The 17,569-nt window shown below is 65.7% G+C and carries 19 protein-coding genes, 1 tRNA gene and 1 other RNA gene; 7 read left to right on the forward strand and 14 right to left on the reverse strand.

The annotated features are described in order from the left end of the window. The 3 genes from BS38_RS0123315 to BS38_RS0123320 form a co-directional block, all read right to left on the reverse strand. A partial coding sequence (locus BS38_RS0123315; RefSeq protein ID WP_156037241.1) for a DNA polymerase III subunit gamma and tau occupies nucleotides 1–1,415 on the reverse strand: 1,415 nt, incomplete at its 3' end. Nucleotides 1,416–1,466: 51 nt separating this feature from the next. Next, nucleotides 1,467–1,563, reverse strand: an RNA gene (gene ffs / locus BS38_RS26975) — signal recognition particle sRNA small type. Between the two features lie 79 nt (nucleotides 1,564–1,642). Next, complete coding sequence (locus BS38_RS0123320; protein ID WP_028272919.1) at nucleotides 1,643–1,996, reverse strand: hypothetical protein; 354 nt, start codon at nucleotides 1,994–1,996, stop codon at nucleotides 1,643–1,645. Nucleotides 1,997–2,405: 409 nt separating this feature from the next. Here BS38_RS0123320 and BS38_RS0123325 point away from each other — a divergent pair. After that, nucleotides 2,406–2,490 (forward strand) — tRNA-Ser (locus BS38_RS0123325). Nucleotides 2,491–2,584: 94 nt separating this feature from the next. Here the strand turns inward: BS38_RS0123325 and BS38_RS0123330 are convergent. Further along, nucleotides 2,585–3,514 (reverse strand): oxygenase MpaB family protein, encoded by a 930-nt coding sequence (locus tag BS38_RS0123330; RefSeq protein WP_028272920.1) that lies wholly within the window; start codon nucleotides 3,512–3,514, stop codon nucleotides 2,585–2,587. A gap of 238 nt (nucleotides 3,515–3,752) precedes the next feature. Between BS38_RS0123330 and BS38_RS26280 the strand changes: the two genes are divergently transcribed. The 4 genes from BS38_RS26280 (at nucleotide 3,753) to BS38_RS26285 (ending at nucleotide 8,305) form a co-directional block, all read left to right on the forward strand. After that, entirely contained in the window at nucleotides 3,753–5,120 is a 1,368-nt protein-coding gene (locus BS38_RS26280) for a M23 family metallopeptidase (protein ID WP_231511438.1), read from the forward strand. 117 nt (nucleotides 5,121–5,237) lie between these two features. Next, on the forward strand, nucleotides 5,238–5,723 hold the full coding sequence (locus BS38_RS0123340; protein ID WP_028272921.1) for a glutathione peroxidase: 486 nt from the start codon (nucleotides 5,238–5,240) through the stop codon (nucleotides 5,721–5,723). A 235-nt stretch (nucleotides 5,724–5,958) separates the two neighbouring features. Next, entirely contained in the window at nucleotides 5,959–7,170 is a 1,212-nt protein-coding gene (gene fdhA, locus BS38_RS0123345) for a formaldehyde dehydrogenase, glutathione-independent (RefSeq protein ID WP_028272922.1), read from the forward strand. Between the two features lie 196 nt (nucleotides 7,171–7,366). Then, nucleotides 7,367–8,305: a phosphodiesterase gene (locus BS38_RS26285; protein WP_043439880.1), complete on the forward strand. Its 939-nt coding sequence runs from the start codon at nucleotides 7,367–7,369 to the stop codon at nucleotides 8,303–8,305. A 34-nt stretch (nucleotides 8,306–8,339) separates the two neighbouring features. On the opposite strand, the gene BS38_RS0123355 is transcribed toward BS38_RS26285, so the two are convergent. After that, on the reverse strand, nucleotides 8,340–9,815 hold the full coding sequence (locus BS38_RS0123355; protein ID WP_231511441.1) for a stealth family protein: 1,476 nt from the start codon (nucleotides 9,813–9,815) through the stop codon (nucleotides 8,340–8,342). Nucleotides 9,816–10,012: 197 nt separating this feature from the next. Further along, a complete protein-coding gene (locus BS38_RS0123360) occupies nucleotides 10,013–10,927 on the reverse strand; it encodes a hypothetical protein (RefSeq protein ID WP_028272924.1) in 915 nt (304 codons plus the stop codon). Between the two features lie 146 nt (nucleotides 10,928–11,073). On the opposite strand from BS38_RS0123360, the gene BS38_RS0123365 reads away from it, so the two are divergent. Then, on the forward strand, nucleotides 11,074–11,373 hold the full coding sequence (locus tag BS38_RS0123365) for a type II toxin-antitoxin system VapB family antitoxin (protein WP_028272925.1): 300 nt from the start codon (nucleotides 11,074–11,076) through the stop codon (nucleotides 11,371–11,373). Then, nucleotides 11,366–12,031, forward strand: coding sequence for a LytR C-terminal domain-containing protein (locus BS38_RS0123370; RefSeq protein ID WP_028272926.1), 666 nt, complete (start codon nucleotides 11,366–11,368; stop codon nucleotides 12,029–12,031). Before BS38_RS0123365 ends, BS38_RS0123370 begins: the two co-directional genes overlap by 8 nt. Nucleotides 12,032–12,037: 6 nt before the next feature. Here BS38_RS0123370 and BS38_RS0123375 read toward each other — a convergent pair whose 3' ends face one another. The 8 genes from BS38_RS0123375 to BS38_RS0123410 form a co-directional block, all read right to left on the reverse strand. Continuing rightward, nucleotides 12,038–12,661, reverse strand: a complete 624-nt coding sequence (locus BS38_RS0123375; RefSeq protein ID WP_028272927.1) for a TetR/AcrR family transcriptional regulator — start codon at nucleotides 12,659–12,661, stop codon at nucleotides 12,038–12,040. A 53-nt stretch (nucleotides 12,662–12,714) separates the two neighbouring features. Continuing rightward, the gene (locus BS38_RS0123380) at nucleotides 12,715–13,449 is read right to left on the reverse strand and encodes a DsbA family oxidoreductase (protein ID WP_028272928.1); all 735 of its coding nucleotides are present in this window, start codon (nucleotides 13,447–13,449) and stop codon (nucleotides 12,715–12,717) included. Nucleotides 13,450–13,505: 56 nt separating this feature from the next. Further along, nucleotides 13,506–14,057: a GNAT family N-acetyltransferase gene (locus tag BS38_RS0123385; RefSeq protein ID WP_028272929.1), complete on the reverse strand. Its 552-nt coding sequence runs from the start codon at nucleotides 14,055–14,057 to the stop codon at nucleotides 13,506–13,508. A gap of 10 nt (nucleotides 14,058–14,067) precedes the next feature. Then, the gene (locus BS38_RS0123390) at nucleotides 14,068–14,550 is read right to left on the reverse strand and encodes a heme-degrading domain-containing protein (RefSeq protein WP_028272930.1); all 483 of its coding nucleotides are present in this window, start codon (nucleotides 14,548–14,550) and stop codon (nucleotides 14,068–14,070) included. Further along, nucleotides 14,543–15,577: a Gfo/Idh/MocA family protein gene (locus BS38_RS0123395; RefSeq protein ID WP_028272931.1), complete on the reverse strand. Its 1,035-nt coding sequence runs from the start codon at nucleotides 15,575–15,577 to the stop codon at nucleotides 14,543–14,545. The genes BS38_RS0123390 and BS38_RS0123395 overlap by 8 nt, the downstream gene beginning before the upstream one ends. Further along, complete coding sequence (locus tag BS38_RS0123400; RefSeq protein WP_043439882.1) at nucleotides 15,570–16,472, reverse strand: TolB family protein; 903 nt, start codon at nucleotides 16,470–16,472, stop codon at nucleotides 15,570–15,572. The genes BS38_RS0123395 and BS38_RS0123400 overlap by 8 nt, the downstream gene beginning before the upstream one ends. A gap of 2 nt (nucleotides 16,473–16,474) precedes the next feature. After that, nucleotides 16,475–17,338 (reverse strand): 3-keto-disaccharide hydrolase, encoded by an 864-nt coding sequence (locus BS38_RS0123405; protein ID WP_028272933.1) that lies wholly within the window; start codon nucleotides 17,336–17,338, stop codon nucleotides 16,475–16,477. Nucleotides 17,339–17,341: 3 nt separating this feature from the next. Then, a partial coding sequence (locus BS38_RS0123410) for a sugar phosphate isomerase/epimerase family protein (RefSeq protein ID WP_028272934.1) occupies nucleotides 17,342–17,569 on the reverse strand: 228 nt, incomplete at its 5' end.

Raw genomic sequence — 17,569 nt, forward strand, 5'->3', positions numbered from 1 at the left:
GGCGGTGCCTGAACCGGCGGTGCCTGAACCGGCGGTGACTGGACGGGCGGGGCCTGAACGGGCGCGGGCTGTACTGGCGCGGCCGGAGCGGGTTCCGGTGCGGCGGCGGGCGCTGGGGAAGCTGCAGGCCCAGCGGAAGCCGCCGGGGCGGCAACAGGTGCCGCTGCAGGTGCTGCCGGCTGTGGTGCGGCCGGCTGTGGCGCGGCCGACGCCGAAGCGGCGGCGGGAGCACCGACGTCGTTCCCGCCGTAGTTCAGGCGCCGCTCCACGCGGTCGATCCGGGCGGCGATCCCGCGTTCGGTCTGCTCGGAATTGGGGAGGAGGATGCGGGCGCACAGCAGTTCAAGGTGCAGGCGCGGCGACGTTGCCCCGGTCATCTCGGTGAGCGCAGTGTTGGTGACGTCAGCCGCCCGGGACAGCTCGGCCGCGCCCAGGTTGTGGGCCTGGTTCTTCAGCCTGGCAATCTGGTCAGCCGGCATGCCGCGCAGGATCGACTGGGCACTCTCCGGCATGGCCTGGACGATGATGAGGTCGCGGAAGCGTTCCAGCAGATCCTCCACGAAACGGCGCGGATCGTGGCCGGTCTGGATCACCCGGTCCACGGCGCGGAAGACAGTCGCGGCGTCCGACGCTGCCACGGCCTCCACGACGTCGTCCAGCAGGGACGCGTGGGTGTAGCCCAGCAGGGCGACAGCGAGTTCGTAGTCCAGTCCCGTGGGGCCGGCACCTGCCATCAGCTGGTCCAGGACCGAAAGCGAATCCCTGACGGAACCCCCGCCGGCCCGGATAACCAGGGAGAGCACTCCCGGCGCCACGGGAACGTTTTCCTGGTTACAGAGCAGCTCAAGATAGGCCATGAGGGGCTCGGGCGGGACCAGCCGGAACGGGTAGTGGTGGGTCCGCGAACGGATGGTGCCGATCACCTTGTCCGGCTCCGTGGTGGCAAAGATGAACTTGATGTGTTCCGGCGGCTCTTCCACGATCTTGAGCAGGGCGTTGAAGCCCGCCGAGGTGACCATGTGGGCTTCGTCGATGATGAAGATCTTGTAGCGGTCCCGGACCGGAGCGTACGTGGCGCGTTCGCGAAGGTCGCGGGCGTCGTCCACGCCGCCGTGGCTGGCGGCGTCAATCTCGATCACGTCGAGGGAACCGGAGCCGCCGCGCGCAAGCTCAATGCAGCTGGGGCATGTGCCGCAGGGGGTGTCCGTGGGGCCTTCGGCACAGTTCAGGCAACGGGCCAGGATGCGTGCCGAGGTGGTCTTGCCGCAGCCGCGCGGACCGGAAAACAGGTAGGCGTGATTGACGCGGTTCTTGCGCAGCGCCGTCATCAGCGGCTCCGTGACGTGTTCCTGCCCGATAACGTCAGCAAAGGAGTCTGGACGGTATCTGCGATAAAGGGCGGTTGTAACACTCACAGAGAAAACCCTACCAATCCGGGCTGACAGTTTGCCGCCCTGTGGGGGAATAGTAAAGACCCCCCATGCACCCGCCAGAGCCCATTTACCCTTGCTACCTTCCGGTCCTGGGGGAGTTCAACAGGATGACGCCACATGAGGGGCCGTCAATGAGTTTACCCGATGATTTGGTGTGCCCCGAATCGGCGCCTGGAGGCCCCCTGGAGGCCCGCCGCTGCCCGCTCCGGCTACCTCCGGGGCCCCTCCCGGGTTGTTGAGGAGGGGTGCCCGTTGACCGCCCAGCTCATCAGCGCGGGCTCCTCATAGGGGTGGGCCAGGCGGAGGGCGGCCACGACGGCGTCGAGCATGTCTTCGTCAACAACGCATTCGATCCTTACCTCCGGGACCTGCTCGCTCCGGCCTTCCGAGCCGATAAACGGCCGGGAGCCGGCGAGCGGAGTGAACCGGCCGGTGCCGGGGGAGGTGAACGCACAGTGTGAATAATTCCCGATCCTCCCGGCGCCCGCGTCGCCCACGGCAGCAAGGACAGCCTCCGCGTGGTCTGCGGGAACGTAGGTCACCAGGGCATGCAGTTGCGACATCCAACCATCTTCTCAGTACCCCGCAGAAGGGCAGCGGCGCAGAGGGGATAACGCCACAAGTCGGTAACGGTCCGCCGATAATGCGGTAGGAACCCTTGCTTATCAAAGGCACAAAGCGGACGATGGATATGTACACCGATTGGGGCAATCTCAACTTGAATTCAAGGTTGTGAGCTGCAGGGCCTGGCGCGAGGGCCGGACCCGGCAGCTCAACGGTGTTCCGGAAGAGTGGGCGCATTGGGGGCGTCCATTTTTGCGTTAAGCGGTGCTTTCGGTCAGCCGGATTGGCCTTGCGGCGCAGGGGTCTGGGTGGCCACCGACCGTGCAGCCGTCACGCTCAATCCGGCCCAATTGGGTGATGCCGGGAAGTTCAGGTATTCTAGTATCTGCTTTTGATTCAGAAGCTACTGGAGAATTCGCCTAGCGGCCTATGGCGCACGCCTGGAACGCGTGTTGGGTTAACGCCCTCGGGGGTTCAAATCCCCCATTCTCCGCGTATTGGCCCCGGTCCTTGGACCGGGGCCTTTTTGCGTTCCGGAGCCAACCGGCAAATCCCCGTCGGGACCCAACCGGCAAACCGTTCCGGACTTAGGCGGCAAATCCCAGGCGGCGAAGCCGCCGTCGTGCGGCCTGCTCGCTCGGTCCCATCCTGCCGCCGGGACGGACTCCGCCCAGTGCCACCCCGACGACGGCGAGCGTCACTTTGGTGCCGAACCTCACCGGAAGCGGAACGGGGCCCAGCCGAGGCGCCCGAAGTCCCAGCATGTCCCGGTATTTCGGTTCGAGGCTTGAAACCGCGGCGGCAAACAGCATCCGGTATCCGGGCCGCAGTGACGGGTGAAGCGGCGGATTACGGATGAAGGCCACAATTTCGGCCACCCTTTCATCGGAGCGGAGATCGCCGGCGTCGTACCAGCTGTCCAGCTGTGCCCGCATCTCCGCCTCGCTGAGGGGCGGCGAATCCACTCCCATCAGCCGCCCGGCGTGAGCCCACTCCCGGACGTAGGCATCCGGGCCGCCGGGGATGGGCCGGCCCCAGATCTTGTGTGCCGAGAGAAACGCGTCAGTGAAGGCGATGTGCACCCATCGGAGCAGTTCCGGGTCGTTGGCCGCGTAGCTCCTGGCGATGCCATGGGCGTCCACGTAGTCTCCCTGCACCGATTCGTGCAGCCGCAGGACGAATCCGGAAGCCTCATGCGCGGCGGACGTGGAGCCATAGGACACGGTGAAAATCCAGCGGATTGTTCCGGCAAGCCGCCCCAACGGATCTTCGCGGAACCGTGAATGGTCCTGGACACCGGCAAGGGCGCCCGGGTGGAGGGCCTGCATCAGGAGGGCGCGGATTCCCGCCACAATGGTGGTCATGGAGCCGTGGACAGCCCAGACGGCGGATCCCGGAAGGTGATAGCCGGCGTCGTCACCCTCTTCCAGCCGGGGCACCCAGCCCGGCACTGCACCCCGCGTTCCGGTGAATGTTTGCCGGAGCTCGGCCCGCCACTCCCTGAGGACATTGCGCATGGTCCATTCTTGCGCATTTGGGTCCCAAGTAGTCGGCCGGAGCCCGCAACGGCGGATCCTCAACAACCCCGGCACCTGTGAATCAGCTGGGAATTCCGGCCGGAATTGGCGGAATCCCGGGGGAGCGTAGTGACCGGCACGATGTTGGGGGTTCACAGACGGGAGGGGGCTGTGTTCCCATAGGAATCGTAAGTCCGTCGAGATTGGGGTCTGGCGGGCCTATCGCAGGAGTCAGCACGTGGGAAATCACTGGGGATATGGACACGACGAACATCCCGGCAGGCCTTGCCTCGTCGCTGCACGGATACTTGGCGTCTGCGCCGTTTCCACGCTTGGCGTGATTGCCTTGGGCCTCCAGGGGCCCGCCTCGCCGCCGTCGGCAGCGGCTGGTGCAATCGCCCAGCAGGCCCCGATGGGCGGTGCGGGAAATGCGCCTTGGTGGCCGGAGGCCTTCATGAAACCGCTGGGCATCGCGCCGGCGGCAATCAACGTCAATGCGAATGCCCTGATTTCCTACAGCCGCAGCGATATCCGGACCATCTCCAAGAGCGGCAAGCGTGAACTGAACGTGGCCTCCGAAGAAGCGCGGCGGCCACCCGCCGGTTCTTTGATGGCCCCCCTCGAAGTGCTGACCGAAACCTCAGGCTTCGGCCTCCGGGTCAGCCCTCTGACCGCTACTGCGGGTGAGTTCCACTGGGGGCAGGACTTCGCGGCTGCCTGCGGCACCCGGGTCTACGCGGCCGACGCCGGTGTGGTCAGGGCCGTTGGCTGGCACCCCTGGGGCGGCGGCAACCGCGTGGAGATCGACCACGGCAACGGGCTGATCACCACCTACAACCACCTGGAGGGGATTGCCGTCAAGAAGGGCGACTCCGTCCAGGTGGGCGAGGTCATCGCGAAAGTCGGCACCACAGGGTCATCCACAGGGTGCCACCTGCATTTCGAGACCATCCTCAACGGCGTCCATGCGAACCCGTTGGACTGGACGCTCCTGCCCACCAGGCAACTGGATGAGCTCGGGAACATCGACATGATCAGTTACGTCCCCGGGGCTGGCGCCCCTGCGGGTGATCCCACCTGGGCCATTCCCGTCTCTGCGAGCACCTCGCACGCGGTGGAGGGCGGGGACGCGGAAGCACCCGTTCCGGGGACGCCTTCAGCGCCGGCCACTGCGACGCCTTCCACCTCGGCAACGCCTTCGCCGACTCCTAGTGCAACGCCGAGTGCGACGGCGACGCCGTCGGCCACTCCGGGAAGTTCGACGGCGACCACAACGCCTCCACCCACGGGCAGCACGACGGCAACACCGTCACCCACTCCTTCACCCACTGAAACGCCCTCGCCAGCGCCGTCGCCCACCCAGACCGAACCGTCCACCGCGACGGCGACTCCGACGGAGACCGTGACGGCTGAGCCCCCGGCCGAGCCGACGCTCGCGCCGACCGCCGAGCCCACGTTCACGCCCCCGGCCGAACCCACGCTCGCGCCGACCGCCGAGCCCACTCTCGCCCCGACTGCCGAGCCCACGCTCACCCAAACAGCAGGGCCCGAGCCGACAGCCACTGCGGAACCGTCGCCAACCGGGACAGCCACCCCCACGCCCTGACAGCATCTCCTATCACCGGCTGAAAGCCGGCCGCCGAACTCACTCCGGGCACCAACCCATACACTTGGCCGTTGTCAACGAATAGCAGCCATGACCAGTTTCTTAAGGAAGCCCTCCGTGAATTCGATCCACTCCATTCCGCTGACCCTCAACGACGGTACGAAGACTGATTTTGGCCGCTTCAAGGGAAGCGTGGTGTTGGTGGTCAACGTGGCCTCCCAATGTGGTTTCACGCCGCAGTACGCCGGCCTGGAACTGCTGTACGGGAAGTTCCGGGACCGCGGATTCGAGGTCCTGGGCGTCCCGTGCAACCAGTTCGCCGGGCAGGAGCCGGGCAACGACGACGAAATCGCCGAGTTCTGCGAACGCAATTTCGGTGTCACCTTCCCGCTGACTGCGAAGGCGGACGTGCGCGGCAAGGACCAGCACCCGCTGTACACCGAACTCACCCGGTTTAAGACCGGACTCCTTCCCGGCCTAGTGAAGTGGAACTTTGAAAAGTTCCTGGTAAACCGCGACGGCGTGGTGGTGGCACGCTTTGCTCCCACGGTGGAGCCCGACTCACCCGAGGTCATCGCCGCCATTGAAGATGCACTGGCCTGACCGGCTCCGGCCGGAGCGGGTCGGCTCCGGCCGCTAGGGCCCAACGGCCCCTGTTCCTAAGTATGCTTACCGCCTAGACTGGCCGAACCCTCCCATCTGTCCAGCACGGCCGCGGCTTCCCGGTGGCGGCACTGCTGACGGCGCGGCCGGTCAATACCTGCCCGGGAGGGCGCATCAAAACTTCGTGAGTCACACTGGGCACCCTTCGTGGCGCCGTGAAAACAGGAGGAAAGAGATGACAGGGAACAAAGCCGTTGCCTACAAGGGACCGGGCAAAGTCGAACTGATCGACATTGACTATCCCAGCTTCGAACTCAAGGACGGGCCGGGCGTCAACCCCGCCAACGTGGGCCGTTCAGTACGTCATGGCGTCATCCTCAAGACCGTCGCCACCAACATCTGCGGCTCCGACCAGCACATGGTTCGCGGCCGGACCACCGCGCCGGCAGACCTCGTGCTGGGCCACGAAATCACCGGTGAAGTGGTGGAAGTGGGGCCCGACGTCGAATTCATCAAGGTGGGGGACGTTTGCTCCGTTCCCTTCAACATCGCCTGCGGCCGCTGCCGGAACTGCAAGGAACGTAAGACCGGCATCTGCCTCAACGTCAATCCGGACCGGCCGGGAAGCGCCTACGGCTACGTCGACATGGGCGGCTGGGTGGGCGGCCAGGCCAACTACGTCCTGGTGCCCTATGCGGACTGGAACCTGCTGAAATTCCCGGACAAGGACCGGGCCATGGAAAAGATCCTCGATCTGGCCATGCTTTCGGACATCTTCCCGACGGGATTCCACGGCGCAGTCAGTGCCGGCGTTGGCGTGGGTTCAACGGTCTACATCGCCGGTGCGGGCCCGGTGGGCCTGGCAGCGGCGACGAGCGCCCACCTGCTCGGCGCCGCCGTCGTGATCGTGGGCGACCTGAATGAGGGTCGGTTGGCGCAGGCGCGCAGCTTCGGCTGCGAAACCGTCGACCTGTCCGAGGGTGGCCCCGCCGAACAGATCGAACAGATCCTGGGTGTTCCGGAAGTCGACTGCGGCGTCGACGCGGTCGGATTCGAGGCCAGGGGCCACGGACACGACGCCAAGGAGGCTCCGGCCACGGTGCTGAACTCGCTGATGGAGATCACCGCAGCCGGCGGCGCGCTGGGCATCCCCGGGCTCTACGTCACGGGAGACCCGGGCGGTGTTGATGAGGCTGCCAAGAAGGGCGCGCTGTCCCTCAGCCTGGGAACGGGCTGGGCCAAGTCGCTGAGCTTCACCACGGGCCAGTGTCCCGTCATGAAGTACAACCGGCAGTTGATGATGGCGATCCTGAACGACAAGGTGCATATCGCCAAGAACGTTAATGCCAAGGCAATCACCCTGGAGGAGGCTCCCAAGGGCTACGCCGAGTTCGACGCCGGCGCCGCCACGAAGTATGTCCTGAACCCGAACGGCTACCTGAGCTAAGCCGTCAGGGATCGAGTAACCACGTACCGGCGGACACATTCTGAGCACGGAGTGTGTCCGCCGGACTACTCGTTTTTTCGGTATTTTCAAACATGCCTACTGGAGTTTGCACATTGTTGGCCGAATGTCTGGTTGGATAGATCTTACTGAGAGGGACACTGGAAGCACCGGCTTCCAACCAACCACGAAGGCAGTAATGGAGCTCATCGAGGCCGAACACCCGCGGCCGCGTCATTTTCTTCTCCACCTGAGCGACCCCCACCTGTTGGGAGGTCCGGATCATCTTTATGGCGCAGTAGACAGCGAAGCCCGCCTGAAGCAACTTTTTGAGGAAGTCATCGCTTCAGGTGCCCGCCCGGAAGCCGTGATTTTCACCGGCGATCTTGCCGACCAGGGTGAGCCCGAGGCCTATGCGAAACTCCGGGCCATCGTTGAACCCGCGTGCAAGGCAATGAACGCGCAGGTCATCTGGGCCATGGGAAACCATGACGACCGTGAGAATTTCCGGACCGGGCTGCTTGGCCAGACCGGCAACGACGCACCGGTGGATCACAGCTACTTCATCAACGGACTCAGGGTGATCACCCTGGATACCTCCGTGCCGGGATTCCACCACGGCGAACTGAGCCAGGCGCAGCTCGACTGGCTTGCCGAAGAGCTCTCCACCCCCGCCCCGGACGGCACCATCCTGGCCCTGCACCATCCTCCGGTGCCGTCAGTGCTGGACCTTGCCGTCCTCGTCGAACTCCGGGGCCAGCCGGCCCTCGCTGCAGTGCTCCGCAACTCGGATGTCCGCACCATCCTGGCCGGGCACCTGCATTACTCCACCACTGCCACCTTCGCCGGTATTCCGGTATCGGTGGCCTCCGCCACCTGTTACACCCAGGACCTGAACGTACCCGTGGGCGGCACCCGGCCGCGCGACGGCGGACAGGCTTTCAACCTGGTGCACGTGTACGAACACACCATCGTGCATTCCGTGGTGCCGATCGGCAGCGCGGCGGCAGTGGGCGAAGTGGTCAGTGCGGCCGAAACCCAGCGCCGGCTGGCCGCTGCCGGCATCCGGATCCCGCGTCAGGCCAAACACGGCAACCCGCCAACGCAGACCATCCCCATGATCAGCGCGGGCCGCTGACCAGTCCTGGCCTGACCTGTCCTGCTTTTTCGCCCTACTTTTCCCAGGGCGCCTTGATGGGGTAGTACTTTTCCAGGAAGTCCGTGACCAGTTCCGCGCGCTCCTCGGCCTCCACTTCGGGGAAGCTGCCGTCATTCAGGCAGAAGAAGTCCATGTTGCGCTTGGCCAGGAGCTTGGGCAGGTAATTCAGGCCGGACCGCATGGTGGTGTCCACATAGCGCACCTTGGCCGCCGTCTGGGTCACCGCCCGTCCGGTCAGCAGTGCGTAGTAGTGGTAGAACGAATTCGTCACGGAGATGTTGTCCGCCGCCCGGAACCGGCTGGCGGCCGTCTTGGCGAACTCCTGTGGGAATTCCTTCTCCATGGTGGCCACCACGCTGCGCCGCAACGGAGCGGCGGTGTGCTCCAGATGGCGGGTGGTGATGCGGCCGAACCGGTCCCACAAAAGCTTGCGGTTCACCCTGGCCGCATTTTCGAAACCGCTTCGCTCGGCGTCGTTGTCCCCCAGCCCGATGCGGGTTTCCGCCTCGATGAACTTGGTGACGCCGCCCGGGGTGAAGAACATGTCCGGGCCCACGGCGCGGCCAAAGAACATATCGTCGTTGGAGTACAGGAAGTGCTCTGAGAGTCCTTCAATGTGGTGCAGCTGGCATTCGACGGCCTGTGAATTGTGCGTCGGGAGTACGGACGGGTCCGCGAAGAACTCCTCGCTGCGCACAATGGTCACCGAGGGGTGGTCAGCCAGCCACTCGGGTGCGGGCGAGTCCGTTGCGATGAAGATTCGCCGCACCCACGGCGCGAACATGTACACCGAGCGCAGGGCGTACTTCAGTTCGTTGATCTGGCGGAAGCGGGCCTCGTGGTCATCTCCTTCGCCCACCACGACGCCGGCCATCCGCGCCCGCCGTGCCGCGATGTACTCCGGCGAGCTGCCGTCCACCCAGGAAAACACCATGTCAATATCGAAACTGATGTCGCTGGCGTGGTCAGCGAACATGTTCTCGATGGTGGGCCAGGTGTGGCCGTACCGCTCCACGGTGCCACGCTTGGCGTCGGTGGTGAGCATGGTGCGGCGGGTGAGCGAGTTTTCGATCGGCAGGATCAGCTGGTTGCCTTCGAAGCTCCACAGTTCGATCTGCACGCCGGCGGACGAGCCGAAGTCGAAGCCGCCTTCGGGTTCCACGCGCGGGCGGTAGAGCCGGAAGATCCGTGCCTGGCGGTTGGGGGAGAGCTCGCCGTCGGCAACCAGGACGGAGGATTTCTTCTTGGCATCCACCGTCATGGAGTAAACCGGCTCGTCCCGGCATGCCTCAACCAGCGCGTCCCGGAGCTTCTTCCGGTTCTCCCAGTCCAAGGCAATAACGGGCCGGTGATTGTTGCCGCGGACCAGCAGGTAGTCCAGGCCCGCGTTGGCGAGGACGCCGCGGATGAACAGCAGGTCCTCCACCATTGCCTGGTACGGCGTGCGGGTGGAATTGATCAGCGCATAGCGCCCCCGGTGGCGGACCACGTCGGGGCGGTTTTTCAGCCGTGCGACAGCGGCCGCCGACGTTATCTCGGCATGGCTCCTGCCGTCGTCGGATGGCTGGCCGCCGTAGTAGATCTCATCCTGTACCAGTGCGTCTGTAATGGTGTTTCTCCGAGCTTTTGTTTATAGAGGTCCTACCTGCATGATAACCCGCCTAAAAAAACTGGACTAATCCGGACTTAGCCGGCCAGCGCGTCCCGCCAGCTGCGCAGGAACGCCCCGCCGGCGTCGTCGTGGATCACGTCGTCTGCGAGACCCAGATCGGCGGCAGTCAGTACTTCGTACGGCTTGACGGGCACTCCGTCCGCGGGGCGGACGTCCACATGCTTCACGTCGTGGTCGTTGTGGTGCAGCCAGTCGGCCATGGCGTAATCGGTGCGTGAATCGCCCACCGTGCGCCATGCGAGGGGGCGGATGCCCTGCGCTGCGAGCATTTCGACGGCCCGGCTGGCCCCCAGGTCCTTGCCCAGGCGGACAGACTCGATGTCCGTGGAAATGATGGTGGGGTCGACGCGGTAATCCACCTGGTCGTCCGAATCGGGCGCGTGGTGGTCCAGCCGCACCACGCCCAGGCCGTGGCGGGCCATCAGTTCCATGGCGTCGGCGTCGAACAGTTTCTGTTCTTCGAGGTAGTCCTTGCTGGCCACCTCGATATGCTGCTCCACGGACACCATGGCACGCTTGGTTTCGTCGTAGAACATGTGTTTCGCGTAGTCCTCGGAGACCAGCCGGCGGACGTCATCGCCGTAGGCGCGGGGGACCGCGAGTTCGTGGTCCACGTGGACGGGACCGGGTCCGGCGGCCGTGTAGCTGAACCAGACGGCACCTTTTTCGCAGATTGCGTGGATGATGGTTCCGGCGGGCATCCCGGCAGCGATCATCGGTTGCATCACCTGTTCGCGGATGAACGCGTCCGAGCGTCCCGTGTTGAAGATGACGGGAATTCCCGCGGTGGCCAGCGCCACCATGTCCGCAATGATCTCCGGTTTGACGTCGCGGGTGACGGGACTCGCCACCGGACCGTCGACGTCGAGCAGGAGGGCAAGGGGAGGGGCCGACGGCGACGCGGCCGCCTGGTTTTCGGGTGCAGTCATGGCTCCATTCTCGCAGCCCGGGGCGGCCCGGCGCAGAATGTTGCCTTGAGGTTTGCGGCCGGCCAATGGTCACTGTTTGGCTACAACCTTGGAACTGTGCGCGGTCATTCGTTCCCTTGGGCGGGCAACGTCCTTAGGCTTGCAGGGTGATATTCAAAGCTGTGGGCGAGGGCCGCCCTTACCCCGACCATGGTTACAACACTCCCAAGGAGTGGGCCGCCCTTCCTCCGCGCCCTGTCAGGCTCGATGAGCTGGTGACCACCAAGCGCACCCTCGACCTCGAGGCCCTCCTCGCCGAGGACTCCACGTTCTTCGGCGACCTCTTTCCCCACGTCGTGCAATACCGGGGAACCCTGTACCTCGAGGACGGCCTGCACCGAGCCGTCCGGACCGCACTGCATCAGCGCACCGCCATCCACGCCCGTGTGCTGGTGATAGATGGCTAGGAAACCCAAGGACATCACCGTCCTGCACGGCCACCGCGTAGTCTCCGGGCAGGAACTCAGGGCCACCTTCGTTGAACATGACGACACCGAAGACAACCCAGTCCGGCTGCGCCGGCGGATCCTGCACGGAGTGGTGCTGGTCCTGCTGGTGGGGCTGATCATCTCCGCGATCGTCGTAGCGCTGGCCATCATCAACGGACAGATCAAGCTTCCGACGGCGGAGCGGAGCCCGTCTGCCGTCTCGGCGTGTCCCGCAACAACGTTCGACTACACACCGAACGACAAAGTCAGCCTCAACGTCTACAACGCCACGAACCGGCCCGGCCTGGCGCGTTCCGTGGCCGACGAGTTCCTGGCCAGGAAATTCGCGGTTGCCGTGGTGGACAACACGCAGTCCGGTTACCGGGGTGTGGCCGCAGTGGTTTCGGGGGCTGCCGGCCAGGCGGCCGCGTTCAGTGTCCAGCGGAACCTGCCCAAGTCGGACTACTTCCAGGACGGCCGTTCGGACGGCAGCGTGGATGTGATCCTCACCGGAGAATTCAAGGAACTGACCGCGCCGGCCCTCGTGGACCAGACGCCCGGTCAGCTCAGCTGCCCGCGGGAGAGCCGCCGGATCGTCGACAGCGCCAAGTGGCCGGTGATCCCGAAAGCGGGCTGAGCCAGGCTACGGCGCGGTGAGCCTGACGGGGCGGCCGTCGTCGTCGAACCATGCCCCTGCGCCCAGCTGGATGAACCGTACGGTGCGGAGCACCGCTTCGGGGGTGCCGTCGCCGCGGGCGGCACTGGAGGACAGCGTGCCGTGGATGAGCTGCGCCAGCTGGGTGATGTCCGCCTCGGGAAGGTAGCCCTGCGCCATCGCGTCCCGCAGGATGTCCTGCAGGAGGAGGCTGAGTTCGCCCACGTGGTCCGCCAGCTTCGAAAAGGACGTCGGCGACAGCACGGCGGCCATGGCCGGACCCGGCGGCAGGTGGCGGCGGCTCAGGTCCTCCACCTGGGTCCGGACGTACAGCGCCAGGCGCTCCACCGGGTTCTCCAGGGACTGCAGCGACTCCCGCAGGCCGTCGAGGAAGCGCTCGGTCTCATCCAGCGCGTAGGCGATCAGCAGCTCTTCGATGTCCGCGTAGTAGTTGTACACGGCAGTGCGTCCGATGCCGGCATGGCGGGCAACATCGGTCATGGTGAGCCCGGGCAGGCCGTGGGTGAAGAGGAGCTCGCCGAAGGCGGTCAGGATGCGGCGTTGGGTCTCGGCTCGTTGGGCAGCATTCGTGGCGGCCGAAATCCTAGGCATACAGACACTTTACAGTGATCTGTCAGCAAACCACGGCCGCCGGCGCCGGGGAGTCAGATGGCGCAGCCGTCGGGGCCGCAGGCTTCCGCGCCGCCGTCGCTGCCATTGCCGCCTTCGCTGCCCGGAGCGCCGGCGCCGGCCATGACCAAGGTCTGCTTTTCCTGCCATGCCTGGTTGAGCGCCTGGCTGAACATCGCCGAGGGCTGGGCGCCGGACAGGCCGTACTTGCGGTCGATCACGAAGAACGGCACGCCGCTGATGCCCAGGGCGCGGCCCTCTTCGAAGTCGAACCGGACGTCGTCCGCGTACTTGTCGGTGGTGAACAGCTCGTCCAGTTCGCCGGCGTCGATCCCCAGGTCCTGTCCCAGGGACGTGAGGTATTCGCGGCTGCCGATGTCCTTGCCGTGCTCAAAATGGTCGCTCAGCAGCCGTTCTTTGGCGGCATCCTGCTTGCCGTGGGCGGCAGCCAGGTGGATCAGCCGGTGGGCCGTGAAGCTGTTGGCAACCACGACGGCGTCAAACCGGTAGTTGAGGCCCTCGCCCTTGGCCTGTTCCGCCACATGGTCGAACATCTGCGAGACCTGGGCCGGTGCCATGCCCTTGCGGGTGCTGAGGTACTCCAGTTCGGTACCGTCGTAGTGCTCGGGAAGGGTGGGGTCCAGCTGGTAGCTGCGCCACTGCACCTCCACGGACTCGCGGTGCGGGAACTCGGCCAGGGCGGCTTCGAAACGGCGCTTGCCGATGTAGCACCAGGGACACGCAACGTCGGACCAGATCTCAATCTTCATGCTGGCGACAACCGCGTGCTTACCGGGTCCATTCCCCGGCAGGCATGTCACGTTCGTCACTGGGCAGCTTGGGGGTGGGGGACCGCCCGCTCCATCACGAAGTCGTGCTCCACCGTGGTTCCCAGGTTGAAAGATTTGGTGCCGACCTTCCGGAAGCCGGATTTCTCGTAGAAACGGATGGCCTTGGCGTTCTGGCTGTTGACGCCCAGCCACATGCCGCGGGCTCCGGATGCTGCGGCCTGGCCGAGGCTCGCGTGCATGAGCTCGGCCGCGGCACCGAGCCCGTGATGGTCGGGGTGGACGTAGCATTTGCTGAGCTCCGCCGAGGGCAACAGGGTCAGGGCGGCGGCAACGTCCGGGTCAGCGGCCGGCCGGTCCACGAGCATGCTGTAGCCGCGGAGGTCCCCGTCGGAATCGATCACCAGGACGGTGATGCCGGGGTCCGCCAGATAGCTCCGGAAGTTCGCCTCGCTGAGGGTGTTGGCAAGGTGCGCCGCGATATCGGCGGGGGAGGACTGCGGCGGGCAGGCCAGCGGAAAGGTGACGGCGGCGAGCCCTGCCAGCGGCCCGGCGTCGTCCGCTGTTGCTTTGCGGATGGTGTGCGTCATGCCCAAAATCCTAGCCCGCGACCTCCGCGAGGTAGGTCCTGATGCTGTCGACCACCAGTTGATGGTCGTCGTCCGAGGACAGCCCGGAGGCCGTGACTGCGGCCACGACGCCCGTGCCGCGCACCCGGACAGGGAAGGAGCCTCCGGCCAGCGTATAGTCCTCCGGCGTGAGCCACCCTCCTTGTGTGGGATCGAAGGCCTTGGCCGAGAACTCCTCGGACAGCAATGCCGTGCTGTGCTCAAAGCGCAGCATGGACGCCGCCTTGCGGCGGATCCATTCCTCCTGGTCGGCTGTGGCGCCGGGCAGGACGCAGCGGAACAGCACTATGTTGTGGCGCCGGATATCGATGGCCACGGAATGGCCCGCGGCGATGGCGCGGTTGGCGATGAGGGAGCCGAGGCGCCAGGCGTCGTGATGGTCAAAGCCCGGGAAAACGAGCTCTTCCTCGTGCCGGCGCAGTTCGGTGATCCGCGGTGATTCGCTGTCAGTCATTAGAAGTCCCCTGAACGGTAGCGTCGGCGTCGTAGCTGAGCCCGATCTGGCGGCGGATCTCGTCCATGGCTGCCATGACGGCCACCGTCTCGCGGGGCGGAAGGATGGTGCCGGCGGTATCGCCCGCCCTGATGAGGCGTTCCAGCTCTGCAGCCTGGTACTGCATGCCGCGGCTGCCGACGGGCTGCTCGTAGCGTTCAATGACGCTGCCATCCACGGCATGAACGGTGAAGGGCACGGGGTTGTACCAGGTGGATTCGAGGTCGATCCACCCTTCGGTCCCGATGACCATGGCCCGGTTGGCGCTGGCGGCGTCCAGTTCGCAGTCCACAAGGGCCTGCTGACCGCCGGCATAGTCAAAGATCGCTGCAGTCTGCCGGTCCACACCCGTCGCGGTCATCGCGGCACTGGCACGAATGGTCTCCGGGGTGCCCAGGATGTCGAACGCAAAGGAGACCGGGTAGATGCCGAGGTCCAGCAGCGCTCCGCCGCCCAGTGCAGGATCGTTTAGCCGGTGGGCAGGGTCCTTGGGCAGGCTCTGGTTGTGGCTGGCCACCACTTTCCGGACCTCGCCGATGGTGCCTTCCTGGATGATTTCGCGGAGGCGGACCATGTGCGGCAGGAACCGGGTCCACATGGCTTCCAGCGCCACGAGTCCCTTGGATTCCGCGAGGTCAACAATGTCCCGGGCCTCGCGGGCGTTCATGGTGAACGACTTCTCCACGAGCACATGCTTGCCGGCATTCAACGCCAGTAGCGCGTTCGCGTGGTGGAAAGGGTGCGGCGTGGCAATGTAGACCACGTCAACCAGCGGGTCCGCCGCCAAATCCTCATAGCTGCCGTGCGCGGTTGCCACGCCGTACTGCTCGGCAAACGCTTTGCTCGAGTCCAGCGAGCGTGACCCGACGGCCTGGACCGTGAAGCCGTTCTCGTTCAGGTCCTGCGCCTGCAGCCCGGCGATGAATCCGGTGCCAAGGATGCCCCAGCGGATTGCTCCGTCGGAAGTGCCGGTGGGTTGATTAGCCACGAACGTTGTCCTTTGATGGGTTGGTGTTGGCCAGCGGGTACGCCACAAACGCAAAGCGCCTGGAATCCGGCGACCAACTGTTGACGTTGAGGGTTCCCTGGCCGCCGAAGAGGGGCCAGATGTGCAGCGGTGCGGTCCAGTCGCCGGTGGAGACAAGCACGACGGCGACCGGCAGGTCCGCGGGGTGGCCCTCCGTGCCTGCGGGGAAGCGGATGTAGATGGCCAGCTCGCCGTCGGGGGAGAGATGCGGGAACCAGTCGACGGTGTCGCTTTCAAGGAGGCGTTCGAAACCGCTGCCGTCAACCTGCACGCGGGCAAGCTGTGCATGGCCGGGGAGGGCGCTGAAGGACTCCGTGTTCAGGTAGAGCCACTTGCCGTCGGGCGAATATTCCGGCCCGTCGCAATGGCCGGGGCCGACATCAACGCCGGCGGTAGCGCCGCCGTCGGACGGTATGGTCCTGAGCCGGCCCGGCAGCGTAAAGTCGCCCGCCTCGATACCCACGTAGGCCAGTTCGCGGCCGTCCGGGCTGACGCCGTGGAGGAAATGGAAGGAGCCGTCGTCGTCGGTGATCCGCTCCGCCTCGCCGCCGCCAAGCGGGGCACGGTAGATGTGCCCGTCGTTCGCCGAGAGGTAGATCGCCTGCCCGTCGGGCGCCAGGACGTGGTCGTTGTTGAGATCGGGGATGCCGCCCAGGGGGACGTGGCTGAGCGTCCCGTCCGCCACATCGAACCTCCACAGCTTCCCGTCCCCGTTGAGGATGAGGGCCGAGCCGTCCAGGGTCCAGTTCGGCGCTTCGAGGAGGAGTTCGTCGGTGCTGTAGACAAGTTCGGATTCGCCCGTGGCGGACGCTATCCACACTTCGCAGCGCTGGCCGGGCTGAAGGGTGCGCAGCATGCTCAGAGCTCCTTGATCCGGATGTTCCGCCACCGGCACTGCGCGCCCTTGCCCCAGCGGGCTTCGCCGAACATGGAGTCGTTGTCGTGGACTTCCAATGCGATGTGCCCGCGCTCGCCGAGGACACCCAGGACATCCGCCGGGTTGTAGTTCGGCGAGTCCAGCGTGGCGGTGTCCAGTTCGGCGATCTTGAGTCCGTTGACCCAGGTGGTGATGACCGGCAGGGCACCGACGCAGCGGATGCGGAGTTCGTTCCAGCCGCTCCAGCGCCAGACGTCGAGGAAGTCCCCGACGTCGGCGGCGTGCTTCAGGCGGGCACGCTTTTCCTCCGTAACAGGCTCCACCGAGGTGGCCGGGTTGTCCGCAATCAAACCGGTTGGCCGGCCGTCAGCGTCCATTGCCACATTGACGGCGAAGGGCACAGCGGAGAAGCTCGCCAGCCCGTTGCCGAAGAACCCGCCGATGCCGCCGGAGGGGCGGTGGTCCACCAGAACCTGGAAACCTTCCCATGTATCCGGCCGGCGCCGGATCATCACGCCGGTGTCTGCCGGCCAGTCAGGGCGCATTTCCAGGACGAGTTCGAAGTCGCCGAAGGCCTGCTCGCTCACCAGGTAGCCGCCGTAGCCGCTGCCGGGGGAGTCCTGCTCGCCCACCAGGACGCCGTCTTCCACGAACCAGCGGGCCGGGTGCTTTTCGGGTTCCACAGGTGGGGTCAACCCCAGGGCGGCAAAGCGTTCCGAGAGGGCCGGGCCGCCCGGATACTCGGTGCCATAGACGCGTGGCACGGATCGCCAGCCGGCCAGGGTGGTGCCGTCGAACAGCGGCACAAAACCGTCGTCGCCGTCGTGCGTTGCAGTGCCTGCCATGAACTAGTCCTTGCTGCTGAAGGCGGCGTCGAAGCTGGTCTGGGAGGCGGGGAAGTCGAACTTCTTGAGGGCGGCGAGGGCTTCGGGGGCGCCGTGGAGGCGGTCCATGCCGGCGTCTTCCCATTCGACGGAGATGGGGCCGTTGTAGCCGATGGCGGTGAGGGCGCGGAAGGACGATTCCCAGGGCACGTCGCCGCGTCCGGCGGAGACGAAGTCCCAGCCGCGGCGCGG

Origin of the sequence: Arthrobacter sp. UNC362MFTsu5.1 (genome assembly GCF_000685965.1) — a bacterium.
Taxonomy (GTDB): domain Bacteria; phylum Actinomycetota; class Actinomycetes; order Actinomycetales; family Micrococcaceae; genus Arthrobacter.

Bases quoted from the DNA above. Each gene is read 5' to 3' on its own strand.
- BS38_RS0123320 (WP_028272919.1), bottom strand. From the start codon at position 1,996: ATGTCGCAACTGCATGCCCTGGTGACCTACGTTCCCGCAGACCACGCG.
- BS38_RS0123370 (WP_028272926.1), top strand. From the start codon at position 11,366: ATGGCTAGGAAACCCAAGGACATCACCGTCCTGCACGGCCACCGCGTA.
- fdhA (WP_028272922.1), top strand. From the start codon at position 5,959: ATGACAGGGAACAAAGCCGTTGCCTACAAGGGACCGGGCAAAGTCGAA.
- BS38_RS0123375 (WP_028272927.1), bottom strand. From the start codon at position 12,661: ATGCCTAGGATTTCGGCCGCCACGAATGCTGCCCAACGAGCCGAGACC.
- BS38_RS0123360 (WP_028272924.1), bottom strand. From the start codon at position 10,927: ATGACTGCACCCGAAAACCAGGCGGCCGCGTCGCCGTCGGCCCCTCCC.
- BS38_RS0123405 (WP_028272933.1), bottom strand. From the start codon at position 17,338: ATGGCAGGCACTGCAACGCACGACGGCGACGACGGTTTTGTGCCGCTG.
- BS38_RS0123390 (WP_028272930.1), bottom strand. From the start codon at position 14,550: ATGACTGACAGCGAATCACCGCGGATCACCGAACTGCGCCGGCACGAG.
- BS38_RS0123330 (WP_028272920.1), bottom strand. From the start codon at position 3,514: ATGCGCAATGTCCTCAGGGAGTGGCGGGCCGAGCTCCGGCAAACATTC.
- BS38_RS26285 (WP_043439880.1), top strand. From the start codon at position 7,367: ATGGAGCTCATCGAGGCCGAACACCCGCGGCCGCGTCATTTTCTTCTC.
- BS38_RS0123385 (WP_028272929.1), bottom strand. From the start codon at position 14,057: ATGACGCACACCATCCGCAAAGCAACAGCGGACGACGCCGGGCCGCTG.
- BS38_RS0123400 (WP_043439882.1), bottom strand. From the start codon at position 16,472: ATGCTGCGCACCCTTCAGCCCGGCCAGCGCTGCGAAGTGTGGATAGCG.
- BS38_RS0123380 (WP_028272928.1), bottom strand. From the start codon at position 13,449: ATGAAGATTGAGATCTGGTCCGACGTTGCGTGTCCCTGGTGCTACATC.